This is a genomic window from Streptomyces sp. HUAS TT7 (genome assembly GCF_051550175.1).
Taxonomy (GTDB): domain Bacteria; phylum Actinomycetota; class Actinomycetes; order Streptomycetales; family Streptomycetaceae; genus Streptomyces.
Genome location: NZ_CP196175.1, coordinates 1,002,093 through 1,013,744, shown reverse-complemented (window position 1 = coordinate 1,013,744; position 11,652 = coordinate 1,002,093). Strand labels below are relative to the sequence as shown.

The 11,652-nt window shown below is 71.5% G+C and carries 11 protein-coding genes; 5 read left to right on the top strand and 6 right to left on the bottom strand.

Annotation, left to right across the window (positions count from 1 at the left end; all coding sequences use genetic code 11):
- Nucleotide 1: 1 nt before the first annotated feature.
- The 6 genes from ACSHXC_RS04740 to ACSHXC_RS04715 form a co-directional block, all read right to left on the bottom strand.
- A complete protein-coding gene (locus tag ACSHXC_RS04740; protein ID WP_438290330.1) occupies nt 2-832 on the bottom strand; it encodes an SDR family NAD(P)-dependent oxidoreductase in 831 nt (276 codons plus the stop codon).
- Nucleotides 833-919: 87 nt separating this feature from the next.
- Entirely contained in the window at nt 920-1,369 is a 450-nt protein-coding gene (locus ACSHXC_RS04735; RefSeq protein ID WP_438290329.1) for a VOC family protein, read from the bottom strand.
- A 5-nt stretch (nt 1,370-1,374) separates the two neighbouring features.
- The gene (locus ACSHXC_RS04730) at nt 1,375-1,746 is read right to left on the bottom strand and encodes a nuclear transport factor 2 family protein (RefSeq protein ID WP_438290328.1); all 372 of its coding nucleotides are present in this window, start codon (nt 1,744-1,746) and stop codon (nt 1,375-1,377) included.
- A gap of 28 nt (nt 1,747-1,774) precedes the next feature.
- Nucleotides 1,775-2,575, bottom strand: coding sequence for an ester cyclase (locus tag ACSHXC_RS04725; RefSeq protein ID WP_438290327.1), 801 nt, complete (start codon nt 2,573-2,575; stop codon nt 1,775-1,777).
- Nucleotides 2,562-4,190 (bottom strand): GMC family oxidoreductase, encoded by a 1,629-nt coding sequence (locus tag ACSHXC_RS04720; RefSeq protein ID WP_438290326.1) that lies wholly within the window; start codon nt 4,188-4,190, stop codon nt 2,562-2,564. Before ACSHXC_RS04720 ends, ACSHXC_RS04725 begins: the two co-directional genes overlap by 14 nt.
- A 28-nt stretch (nt 4,191-4,218) precedes the next feature.
- On the bottom strand, nt 4,219-4,632 hold the full coding sequence (locus tag ACSHXC_RS04715) for a nuclear transport factor 2 family protein (RefSeq protein ID WP_438290325.1): 414 nt from the start codon (nt 4,630-4,632) through the stop codon (nt 4,219-4,221).
- Nucleotides 4,633-4,986: 354 nt separating this feature from the next.
- On the opposite strand from ACSHXC_RS04715, the gene ACSHXC_RS04710 reads away from it, so the two are divergent.
- From ACSHXC_RS04710 to ACSHXC_RS04690, 5 genes are read left to right on the top strand one after another with little or no spacing between them, the layout of a single operon-like run.
- Complete coding sequence (locus tag ACSHXC_RS04710) at nt 4,987-5,823, top strand: type 1 glutamine amidotransferase domain-containing protein (protein ID WP_438290324.1); 837 nt, start codon at nt 4,987-4,989, stop codon at nt 5,821-5,823.
- A gap of 47 nt (nt 5,824-5,870) precedes the next feature.
- The gene (locus ACSHXC_RS04705) at nt 5,871-7,550 is read left to right on the top strand and encodes a thiamine pyrophosphate-binding protein (RefSeq protein WP_438290323.1); all 1,680 of its coding nucleotides are present in this window, start codon (nt 5,871-5,873) and stop codon (nt 7,548-7,550) included.
- Nucleotides 7,551-7,552: 2 nt separating this feature from the next.
- Nucleotides 7,553-8,161 (top strand): DJ-1/PfpI family protein, encoded by a 609-nt coding sequence (locus ACSHXC_RS04700; RefSeq protein WP_438290322.1) that lies wholly within the window; start codon nt 7,553-7,555, stop codon nt 8,159-8,161.
- On the top strand, nt 8,158-10,191 hold the full coding sequence (locus ACSHXC_RS04695; protein WP_438290321.1) for a maltotransferase domain-containing protein: 2,034 nt from the start codon (nt 8,158-8,160) through the stop codon (nt 10,189-10,191). The genes ACSHXC_RS04700 and ACSHXC_RS04695 overlap by 4 nt, the downstream gene beginning before the upstream one ends.
- Nucleotides 10,188-11,621 carry a maltokinase N-terminal cap-like domain-containing protein gene (locus ACSHXC_RS04690; protein ID WP_438290320.1) on the top strand — a complete coding sequence of 478 codons (1,434 nt, stop codon included), beginning with the start codon at nt 10,188-10,190 and terminating at the stop codon, nt 11,619-11,621. Before ACSHXC_RS04695 ends, ACSHXC_RS04690 begins: the two co-directional genes overlap by 4 nt.
- Nucleotides 11,622-11,652 lie beyond the last annotated feature (31 nt).

Genomic DNA, 11,652 nt, shown 5'->3' with positions numbered 1-11,652 from the left:
ATCAGGCCAGCGCGGGCAGCGCCACCCCCGTCAGGGACTCGCTCAGTTCGCGCAGACGGGCCCGGGCCGCCGGGTCGTAGGCCTGGGCTCCGGCCCGCGAGCGGCGGTCGCGGTCGAAGTACTCCCCGGTGACCTCCGCGAGCGCGGGGTCGGTGACGAGCCGCGCCACATTGCGCATGCCCTCCGCGACCGTGCTCTGCGGGGTGAACAGGTGCACCACCATCTTGGTCGGCATGTAGGAGGCCGGATGCAGCGCATTGACCGTGACACCCGTGCCGGCCAGCTGCTCGGCGAGATCCACCGTCAGGCTGATCTGGGCCAGCTTCGCCTGGCAGTACGCCTGCACCCCGTCCCAGCGGCGCTCCAGCATGACGTCGCCGAAGTCGATCGGGGCCTGCCCGGCCGAGCTGACGTTGATGATGCGGGCCGGCGCGGAGTGGACGAGCAGCGGGGCGAGGCGGCAGCTGAGCATGTAGGCCGCCAAGTAGTCGACCTGGAAGGTGAGTTCGAGGCCGTCCTGGCTCTCCTGGCGGGCCAGCTCCACGCCGATGCCGGCGTTGTTCACCAGGACGTCGAGCCGGTCGTGCCGGTCGAGGATCCGGTCGGCGAGGGCGTCGATGTCCCCCAGCGAGGAGAAGTCGGCGAGCTCGTACGAGATGTTCGCGTTGCCGGTCTTCTCGCGGAGCTCGGCGAGAAGCTCCTGGCCCTTGCGGGCGCTGCGGCCGTGCAGGATCAACGAGTGGCCCTGGGCGGCCAGTTCATGGGCGAGGGCCCGGCCGAGGCCGTCGGTCGCACCGGTGATGAGGACGTTCTGCTCGGTGACAGCGCTCATGCGGTTTCACTCCGTGGGATGTCGGGTGGTGCCAATGGGGGCACGGCCGGTCGAGTGACCGGCCGTGCCCCGTGCGATCGTGCGGATTCACGCGTACGTCCGCAGTTCCTCGGCGGACTGGTCGGTGTAGCCCTGGCTCACCTCGATGACCAGGCCGTCGGGGTCGGAGACCCAGACGGTCTTCCAGCCCGGGATGAACTCGTCGAAGGTGAGCGGGCCGAGCGTGACCTTCAGTTCGCCGTCCGCCGCCGCGAGGAACGCGTCGACGTCGTCGACCTGGAAGGCCAGGTGGCGGGCCGCGCCCGGGTTGTCGGGCCCGTCGTTCACCGTGTCGAAGGCGGGCGCCGCGTCGGTGGGGAAGAGCTCCAGGTAGACCGGGCCGCTGCGCAGGAACACCACACGGCTGCCGTCGGCCTCGACGACGCGGGCCCGGCGGAAGCCGAACCAGCGGCTGTAGAACTCCTCCGTGGCCTTCTGGTCGCGGCAGTTGAGGCCCACATGGGCCCAGCGGACGTTCACGTCGGCGGGTGCGGACACGGGCGTCACGCTCCCGTGACGGCCGCGAACGGCACGCTGTCGTGGAAGTTGGACATGTAGTGGATCAGGTCGCCCGAGATCCGGAAGTAGTTGCAGACCTCCGCCTCGACGGTGTCGCCGCCGGTGGTGACGGCGGAGATATGCGAGACCACCGCGGCCTGCTCGCCGTCCACCACGATGTGCACGGGGGTGTTGGAGAACGACGCGTACATCTCGGGGAAGCCCTTCATCATCTCCCTGAGAGTCTCGCGTCCCTCGACGTGTCCGGCAAGCTGCTCGTCCATCGTCTGGTCGACGGCGAACAGGTCGCACCAGGCGTCCCACTCACCGGAGTTGGCGAGACGGTAGTACGTGTCGACGATCTCTCGCGTGTTCATGGGTGATCCCTCCTGGGCCGGCGCGTACTTACGGGAGCGGTACGTCGAGCTCGCGCATCAGGCCGGCGGTGTCGGCCTGCACCCAGCGCTCCACCACCTTGAAGTTCTCCAGGCGGTAGACCTCCAGGCTGGTCCACGACACCTCCTTGCCGCTGGCCTCCATGCCGAAGAACGGCGCGATGTGCTTGCCGTGGAAGGTGATGTGCATGATCACCTTGTCGGGCGCGGCGGCGTACAGGGCGTCGAGGGTGACCTTGAAGTCGAGTGCGTCGTGGGCGGCCTTGATGATGCCCTTGAGCTCGTCCAGGCTCTGCACGTCCCACGCCGGGTTGTTGTCCTTGAACGTGGGGCCGAACAGGTCGTCGAGGTCGTCGTAGCGGCGCTCGTTGACGGCGTCACTGACCTTCTGCACGACGGCGACGTTCTCCTCGTCGGGCGACAACTGGCCGCGCAGGCCGAGCAGATCGTCCTCCGCCCAGCGCTCCACGAGGCGGTCGTCCTGGATCCGCCAGATCTCGGTGGTGGTCCACTCCACCTTGCGGCCGGTCGCCGGGAAGCCGAGCACGGTGTCCTGGTGGGCGCCGGTGAGGCGCACCCGGGTGATCAGCTTGTTGCCCGACTCGATGGTCTCCAGGAGCTCGCCCTTGATGGCGAGCGTGCGGTGGGCGCCGCGCAGCGCGTCGAGGTAGGACTCCAGGCCCGAGATGTCGAAGCCGGGGTGGTGGTCCTCGAAGTCGGCGCCGATCACGCGGGCGATCTCGGCGTAGTCCTCGGTGTTGAGCGCGGTGAGGAACCGCTCGTACAGCCGGAGGTGGTCAGACGTGGGCATGGGGATTCCCCTCGGTCCGGAGTGACGGTTGAAGGAAGGACTTCTTGATGAGAGCGGCCGCCTTCTCGCCGATCATCACGCTCGGTGCGTTGGTGTTCCCGGCGACGATCGTCGGCATGACGGACGCGTCGGCGACCCGCAGGCCGTCGATGCCGTGCACCCGCAGTTCGGCGTCGGTGACCGCGTCGGGTCCGGTGCCCATGCGGCAGGTGCCGACCGGGTGCCACAGGGTGGTCGCATGGGCGGCGACGTAGCCGCGCAGCTCGCGCGGGTCCCTCACGTGCTCGCCCGGTCCCAGCTCCTCGCCGCGGAACGGGCCGAACGCGGAGGTGTGCGCGAGCTCCCTGGCCAGCAGGATGCCGTGCACCAGCACATCCGTATCGGCGGCGGACGCAAGGTAGTTGGCACGCACGACCGCGTTGGCCGACGGGTCGGCGCTGCGCAGCCGGAGTCGGCCGCGGCTCTGCGGAAGCATCGAGATCGGCGCGAACGTGAAGCCGGGGCCCTCTTGGTGCGCGGCCGGTGCGTCGGGCGCCAGGAACTTGACGGGCCCGAACGTGAACTGGAGGTCGGGCGGCTCGCCCGGGCCCGCGTCCCGGGTGTGGGTGAAGAGACCGGCCTCGGAGAGCAGCGCTCCCTCGGGGTGCTCTTGGAGCGACTGGTAGCAGACCGGCACGAACAGGTGGTCCTGGAGGTTGCCGCCGACCCCGGGCAGGTTCTGTACGCAGTCGATGCCGTGCGAGCGCAGATGCGCGGCCGGGCCGATCCCCGAGAGCATGAGCAGCTTCGGGGACTCGAAGGCGCCCGCCGAGACCACGACCTCCTGCTCGGCGACCGCCCGGTACAGCTGCCCGTCCCGCTCGTACTCGACGCCCGTGACCCGGGTGCCGTCCAGGATCAGCCGGGTGGCCCGGGCCCGCACCTCGACGCTCAGGTTGGGCCGCCTCAGCGCGGGACGCAGATAGCCGTCCGCCGTGGAGGAACGCGCCCCGGCGTCGTCCCGGGTCGTCTGGTACAGGAAGCCGAAGCCGTCCTGCCGCTCAGCGTTGTAGTCCAACTCGCTGGATTTGTAACCGAGTTCGGCGGCGCCCGCGACAAACGCCCCGGCGAGTGGGGTCGGGTCGTCGAGGTCGCGCACCCGGACCGGGCCGCCGCTGCCGCGCAGCCGCGAGCCGCCCCCCGAGTAGTCCTCGGAGCGCCGGAAGTACGGCAGCACGTCGTCGTAGGACCAGCCCGGGTTGCCGAGTGCCGCCCAGCGGTCGTAGTCGTAGCGGCTGCCGCGCACCCACATCAGCGCGTTCACCGAGCTGCAGCCGCCGGCCACCTTGCCCCGGGCGACCGGGATCCGGCGCCCGTCCATGGCGGGTTCGGGCTCGGTGGCGTATCCCCAGTCGATCTCGGGGCTCCACTCGGAGGTGAGCAGCGCGAGCACCGCGGCCGCGTCCGAGCGGTGGATCTCGGGGCGCTCGTCCCAGCCGCCCGCCTCCAGGACGAGCACGGCCGTGTCCTCGTCCTCGCTGAGCCGGCTCGCCACGGCGCAGCCGGCCGACCCGGCGCCGACCACGATGTAGTCGAAGGCGCGAGGCGCTGAATTGCCCGTGGAACGGGGCGACATGGAACCTCCTGGATCGGGGTGGTCGCGGTCAGGCCGGGTTGAGGTCGCCGACGCGGTAGCCGGAGATGAGCGGTCGGCCGGTGCCGGCCTCGCGGACGAGGCGCCAGGTCTGGCCGATGCGGAACGAGCTGACGGAGCCGTCGGAGGTCTGCTTGGCCGTCCACACGACGGTCAGCGAGATGTCGACGCCGGTGCTGTCCTCCGAGACGTCGAGGCGCTCGACCACATGGCTCTGGTCGGTGAAGGCCTCGCCGACCACCTCGTACCACTCGCGGAAGTCGGCGTGGCCGCGCAGGGTGCGCTCGGGGAAGGCCATCTCCAGGCCGTCGTCGACGATGTGGGCGAGGAGTTCCTCGACGGGCTCGTGGCTGCTGAGAACGTCGAACCAGTGCTGGACGAACGCGGCGATGCCCGTGCCGGGCGCGGTCTTCTCGGCCGTCATGGCTGACTCCCTTCAGTGCGCGGGCCCGGGGCCCGCGGCACGACTCGGCGCGGCACCCGGGGCGGGGTGCCGCCCACCGATTCCGGCACAGCCCGCGACCGTCGCGCACGGCCCGCCTCGCGGCCGGTACGCACTGCGTGAAGTCGTCGTACGGGCTGCGGCAACTCGCCTGTCAGCGAGGGATGTTGAGACCTCGCCACACCCTGTGGCCTGGGCCTGAGCACGACATGCCGTAGTCCCTCCGCCCACTTGTGGATGTCTGTGCTCCCGGCCGTCAAGGGCTGGTCCCGGCCGAGCGGGCGGACCTAGACAGGACCCCGGCACCACGTGGAACCCCCAAGGAGAGGAACTCCCGTGAGCAAGCGCATCCTCGTCGTCCTGTCCGAATACGGTTACTGGGGCGAGGAGTTGATCGGCCCCCTGGAGACGTTCGACAAAGCCGGCTATCACGTCAGCTTCGCGACCCCGACCGGCAAGCGGGCCCCGGCCCTGCCGCCGAGCATGGACCCCGACTACATCGACCCGCCGCTCGGCCGCTCGGTCACCACCCCCGAGATGGCCGCCAAGGTCAAGGCCATCGACACCTCGGACCGGCTCGACGACCCGCTGGACCTGTCGTCCTGGCTTCCGGACCGCCCCTACCGCAGCAAGCCGTACTTCCTGCGCGACTGGGAGGCGTACAACACCCGCCTGGAGCAGGTCCGCGAGCAGATCGCGGGACGGTACGACGCCCTGCTCGTCGTCGGCGGCAGCGGTCCCATCGTCGACCTCGCCAACAACTGGCGGGTGCACGACCTGATCCTCGCCTTCCACGCCCTCGACCTGCCGATCGCGGCCGAGTGCTACGGCGTCGCGGCCCTCGCCTTCGCCCGCGACCAGGAGGACCGCACCAGCATCATCCGGGGCAAGCACGTCACCGGGCACTGCATCGAGTACGACTACAAGGACGGCACCGGCTTCATGGGCACCGACTTCGTGATCGGCCCGCCGCCGTACCCGCTGGAGTACATCCTGCGCGACGCCACCGCGCCCGGCGGCGCCTACCACGGCAACTTCGGCAAGGAGACCTCGGTCATCGTCGACTACCCGTTCATCACCGGGCGGTCCACCCCCGACTCCTACCTCACCGGCCAGAAGGTCGTCGAGGTCCTGGAGCAGGGCCTGCGCCAGTGGGGGTTCCTCACCAACTGACCCGAACAGCACGGCAGTTCCCGTTCCGCACGAGAGGTGAGCACACCATGGTCAGCAGGCCCGCGCGGGTCGCGATGCTCGAACAGCTGCAGGCCGACGGGGTCCGGTACATGTTCGGCAACCCCGGCACGGTCGAGCAGGGATTCCTCGACGAACTGCGCCACTTCCCCTCACTGGAGTACGTCCTCGCACTGCAGGAGGCCGTCGCCGTCGGCATGGCGGACGGCTACGCGCGGGCCACCCGCCGCCCCACCGTCGTCCAGCTCCACACCGGAGTGGGCCTCGGCAACGGCGTCGGAATGCTCTACCAGGCCAAACGGGGACACGCCCCGCTCGTGGTGATCGCCGGCGAGGCCGGTCTGCGCTACGACAACATGGAAGCGCAGATGGCCGCCGACCTGGTGGCCATGGCCGAGCCGGTCACCAAGTGGGCCACCCGCGTCGTGGACCCCGAGTCCACGCTGCGCACCCTGCGCCGCGCCTTCAAGGTGGCCGGGACGCCTCCGTACGGACCGGTGCTCGTGGTGCTGCCCGCCGATGTCATGGACCGGCCCACCACCGAGGAGGCCGTGCCGGTCACCTACCTCGACACCGCGAGCAGCCCCGACCCCGAGGCGCTCGGCCGGGCGGCCTCGCTGCTCGCCGGTGCCGAGCGCCCGATCGTCGTCGCCGGGGACGGGGTGCACTTCTCCGGCGCCCAGCAGGAACTCGCCCGCCTCGCCCAGACCTGGGGCGCGGAGGTGTGGGGAGCCGACTGGTCGGAGGTCAACCTCTCCGTCGAACACCCGGCGTACGCAGGGCAGTTGGGCCACATGTTCGGCGAGAACAGCCGCCGGGTCACGGCCGCGGCCGACGCCGTCCTCATCGTCGGTACGTACGCGCTGCCCGAGGTGTATCCCGCCCTCGACGGCGTCTTCGCGCCGGGCGCCCCGGTCGTGCACATCGACCTGGACACGGACGCCATCGCCAAGAACTTCCCCGTGAACCTCGGTCTCGTCGCCGATCCGAAGCGCACCCTGGCCGCGCTCGCCGACGCGCTGGAGACCCGCATGAGCCCGGTGAACCGGCGCCGCGCCGAGGAGTGGATCAAGCGCCGAGCCGCCGAGCGGTCCTACGAACTCGCCGCGAACCAGCAGAAGAACGAGGCCGCGCTCGACCCGCTGGCGCTGCCCACCACGGCCTTCGCGCAGGAGCTGGCCCGCCGGCTCCCCGAGGACGCGATCCTCTTCGACGAGGCGCTGACCGCATCGCCCGACCTCTTCCGCCATCTGCCGCCCACCCGGCCCGGCCACTGGTTCCAGACCCGCGGCGGCTCTCTGGGCGTCGGCATCCCGGGCGCGATCGGGGCCCAACTCGCCCATCCTGGCAAGGTAGTTGTGGGGTTCACCGGCGACGGCGGGTCGATGTACACGATCCAGGCGCTGTGGACCGCCGCCCGGTACGACATCGGCGCCAAGTTCGTCATCTGCAACAACGGCAGCTACAAGCTCCTTGAGGACAACATCGAGCAGTACTGGCGCTCGGTCGACGTCCCCGCCCACGACCACCCCGAGATCTTCGACCTGAGCCGGCCCGCCATCGACTTCACGTCCCTCGCCAAGTCCCTGGGCGTACCCGCGGTACGCGTCGACAAGCCCGGCCAGGCAGGTGCCGCCGTCGCCGAGGCGCTCGGCACCCCGGGGCCGTTTCTCATCGACCTGGTCACCGGCCGGGGGAGGGAGGAGTAGCCGTGCGACTCACCGGCCACAAGATCGCCGTCCTGATGGAGAGCGACTTCTACGAACCGGAGATCCTCTACTACCAGCACCGCTTCCCCGAGGAAGGCGCCGAGGTGCACTTCCTGACCCGGCTGTGGGGCCAGGACAGGATGACCTTCACCGGACACGAGCACCGGATGCCGTTCGAGGTGGACCGCTCCTTCGAGGACATCGACGAGTTCGCGCTCAAGGAGTTCTCCGCCGTGATCGTGCCCTCCGGCATGGTCTCCGACCGGCTGCGCTACACCGAGGACCCCGACCGGCTGCCGCCCGCGTCCACGTTCCTGCGCCGGGCGTTCAACGACCCGGCGATCGTCAAGGGCATCATCTGCCACGGCATGTGGCTCGCTGCCCCCGTCCCCTCCCTGGTGCGCGGACGGCGTGCGGTCGTCCACAACAACCTGCTCGGCGACCTGCGCAACATGGGCGGCGAGTACGTCGACCAGGACGTCGTCGTTCACGACGACCTGGTCACCGCGCGGACCGGCGCCCATTGCCACCTGTTCGCCCGCACCATCATCGACCTGCTCGCGAACCGGGAGCGCCCGGCCCGCGGGGCCGCCGTGAGGAGTGCGCGATGACCTCCATGACCTCCGCCCGTGCCGCGCTGCCGACCGCTCCCCGGGGTGCCCGCATCCCGGTCCTCGACGTCACCCCGCAGGTGCGGGGCGGCGAGGTGCCCGCCAAGGCGGTGACCGGTGAGAGCGTGACCATCGGCGCCACCGTCTTCCGCGAGGGCAGCGGCCTCGTCGGCGCCAACGTGGTCCTGCGCGACCCGGCGGGACGGCGCGGCCCATGGACGCCGATGGCGCTCGTCGACGCCGACGCCGACCGCTGGGAGGCCACCGTCGTCCTGGACGCCACCGGGCTCTGGACCTACACCGTGGAGGCCTGGGCCGACCCCGTCGCCACCTGGCGCCGCGACGCACAGCTGAAGATTCCCGCGGGGGTCGACGTGGAGCTCACGCTCGCCGAGGGAGCCGTGCTGCACGAGCGGGCCGCCCTCGCGATCCCGGACATGGACCGCCGGGAGGCGGTGACCACGGCGGCGGAAGCGCTGCGCGACGAAGCGAGCCCCACCCCCCGTCGGCTCGCCGCGATCACCGACCCGAAGGTGATCGCCGCGCTGGACACGCGTCCGCTGCGTGAACTGGTCACCGTCTCCCGGCCGCTGCACCTCCTCGTCGAGCGCAGGCGCGCGCTCGTCGGCTCCTGGTACGAGCTGTTCCCGCGCTCCGAGGGGGCGGTGCTCACGCCGGGGCAGGCGCCGGTCAGCGGCACGTTCGAAACCGCCGCCGAGCGGCTTCCGGCCGTTGCCGCGATGGGCTTCGACGTGGTGTACCTGCCGCCCATCCACCCCATCGGACGCAGCCACCGCAAGGGCCCGGACAACGCGCTCACCGCGGGCCCCGACGACGTGGGCTCGCCCTGGGCGATCGGCTCCGCCGACGGCGGCCACGACGCCGTCCACCCGGCGCTCGGCACCCTTGACGACTTCCGTCAATTCGTCGCCAGGGCAGGAGAGTTGGGGATGGAGGTGGCCCTGGACTTCGCGCTCCAGTGCTCACCCGACCACCCCTGGCTCATCGAGCACCCCGAGTGGTTCACCCACCGCGCGGACGGCACCATCGCCTCCGCCGAGAACCCGCCCAAGAAGTACGAGGACATCCACCCCCTCGACTTCGACAGCGACTTCGAGGGCCTGGTCGCCGAGACCGTACGGATCCTGCGGCACTGGATCGCCCAGGGCGTCCGCATCTTCCGCGTCGACAACCCGCACACCAAACCGGTCGCCTTCTGGGAGCGCGTCATCGCAGCGGTCGCCGCCACCGACCCCGACGTGGTCTTCCTCGCCGAGGCGTTCACCCGCCGCGCCATGGTGCACGCACTCGCCCAGGCCGGATTCCAGCAGTCGTACACCTACTTCACCTGGAAGAACACGAAGGAGGAGCTGGCCGAGTACGGCGCCGAACTCGCCGAGGACAGCGCCGACTTCCTGCGCCCCAATCTGTTCGTCAACACCCCCGACATCCTGCACGCCTACTTCCAGAACGGCGGCAGGCCCGCCTTCGAGGCGCGCGCGGTGCTCGCCGCGACCCTCGCGCCGACCTGGGGCATGTACGCGGGCTACGAGCTGTGCGAGGGCGAGGCGCTCGCGGCGGGCACCGAGGACTACGCCCGCTCCGAGAAGTACGAGCTGCGCCCCCGCGACTGGGCCGCCGCCGAGGCCGAGGGCCGCACCATCGCCCCGCTGATCACTCGCCTCAACGAGCTGCGCCGCGCCCACCCCGCCCTCCAGGAACTCAAGAACCTGCGCTTCCACCCCACCGACCACGACCAAGTCCTCGCCTATTCAAAGCAGTTGAGGCATCCGGACGGCACAACCGACACCGTCCTCGCGGTCGTCAACCTCGACCCGCACCACGCGAGCGAGGCCACCGTCTCCTTCGACCTCGCAGCCCTCGGCCTGCCGGACGACGGCTCTCTGAAGGTGCGCGACGAACTCACCGGCGAACTCCACACCTGGCACCCGCACACCTATGTACGCCTGGAGCCGTCGCACACTCCCGCCCACCTCCTGACCCCGCTCACCGACGGGCCGACGCCATGAGCGTCACCGCCACCGAGCCGGGCATCCTGGCCCCGCTGCTGCCCGCCCTCGAACCGTGGCTGGTCACCCGCCGCTGGTTCGCGGGCGGCGGCGGGCCGCTCGCCGAACTCGCCCCGGTCGCCGTCACCGTCGTACGGGAACAGTCCCCGGCGCTGGTCCACGCCGTGCTGCGGGCCCGCCACGCCGGCCGCCCCGAGCAGCTCTACCAGCTCCTCCTCGGGCTGCGCCCGGACCTCCCCGCGCGCCTCGCCCCGTCCGCCATCGCCAAGGTGCCGGACGGGCCCTGGCGGGGCTGGACCCTGTACGAGGCCGTCGAGGACCCGGCGCTGCTCGGGGTGCTCCTGCGCACCCTGGCCCTGCGCGACCGCACCGGCGGGCCGCGCCTGGAACGCGCCTCCGCGCTGCCCCTGCCCGTCGGCCTCGTACCCCGCGCGCTGACCGCCGAGCAGAGCAACAGCACGGTGGCGTACGGCGACCGGCTGCTGCTCAAGCTGTACCGGCGGCCGGAGCCGGGCCCGCACGCCGAGATCGACGCCTTGCGCGCCCTCACCGAACAGCGCTGCACCCGCACACCCCGCCTCCACGGCACGCTGCGCACCGACGCGCCGGGCGGCGAGGACCTGGTGCTCGGGCTGCTCGAAGACTTCCTGCCCGCCGAGGCCGACGGGTGGGAGAGCGCGGTGCGGCACGCCGCCGACTGCATCGAGGGCAGCTGCCGCACCGTCCCCGCGACCGGCGGCTTCACCGCACACGCCCGCACCCTCGGCCAGGCGGTCGCCGAGGTCCACACCGCACTCGCCGAGGCGTTCCCGCGCCATCTGCTCGGGCCGGGCGCGGTGGCCGACGACGCCGCGCACATGAAACGCCGCCTGGCCGAAGCCATCGAGGAGGTGCCCGCGCTCGCCCGGTACCGCTCCGCGCTCGACGCCCTGTACGAGGACTACGCGGCCAGGGCCGCACGCGGCTGCCCGACGCTCGCCCAACGCACGCACGGCGACCTGCACCTGGGGCAGGCGCTGCGCACCGCCGACGGCTGGCGGGTCATCGACTTCGAGGGTCAGCCCGCCACCCCCGCCGCCGAACGGACCCGGCCGCAGTCCGCGCTGCGCGACGTCGCCTCCATGCTGCGCTCCTTCGACTATGCCGCCCGCACCGCGCTCGCCGACGTGCGGGAACGGTCCGCCGACGCGGGCCCAGGACCCCGCCTTCGGCGCACCCGGCGGGCGTACGCCTGGGCCGCACGCAACCGGCGCGCCTTCTGCGACGGCTACCGCGACCCGGGCGGCGCCGACCCCTACTGCCGGCCCGTGCCGCTGCGCGCCTTCGAGGCCGACAAGGCGGTGTACGAGGCCGTCTACGAGGCGCGGCACCGCCCGGCCCTGCTGCCCGTCCCGCTGGCCGCGATCCACCGGCTCGCGGGCTCCCGCTGACCCATCGGACACCCCTGGAAAGGAACCCCAA

Excerpts from the sequence above, each read along its gene's own strand:
- ACSHXC_RS04740 (WP_438290330.1), bottom strand. The coding sequence starts at position 832 with ATGAGCGCTGTCACCGAGCAGAACGTCCTCATCACCGGTGCGACCGAC.
- ACSHXC_RS04730 (WP_438290328.1), bottom strand. The coding sequence starts at position 1,746 with ATGAACACGCGAGAGATCGTCGACACGTACTACCGTCTCGCCAACTCC.
- ACSHXC_RS04725 (WP_438290327.1), bottom strand. The coding sequence starts at position 2,575 with ATGCCCACGTCTGACCACCTCCGGCTGTACGAGCGGTTCCTCACCGCG.
- ACSHXC_RS04720 (WP_438290326.1), bottom strand. The coding sequence starts at position 4,190 with ATGTCGCCCCGTTCCACGGGCAATTCAGCGCCTCGCGCCTTCGACTAC.
- ACSHXC_RS04715 (WP_438290325.1), bottom strand. The coding sequence starts at position 4,632 with ATGACGGCCGAGAAGACCGCGCCCGGCACGGGCATCGCCGCGTTCGTC.
- ACSHXC_RS04705 (WP_438290323.1), top strand. The coding sequence starts at position 5,871 with ATGGTCAGCAGGCCCGCGCGGGTCGCGATGCTCGAACAGCTGCAGGCC.
- ACSHXC_RS04695 (WP_438290321.1), top strand. The coding sequence starts at position 8,158 with ATGACCTCCATGACCTCCGCCCGTGCCGCGCTGCCGACCGCTCCCCGG.
- ACSHXC_RS04690 (WP_438290320.1), top strand. The coding sequence starts at position 10,188 with ATGAGCGTCACCGCCACCGAGCCGGGCATCCTGGCCCCGCTGCTGCCC.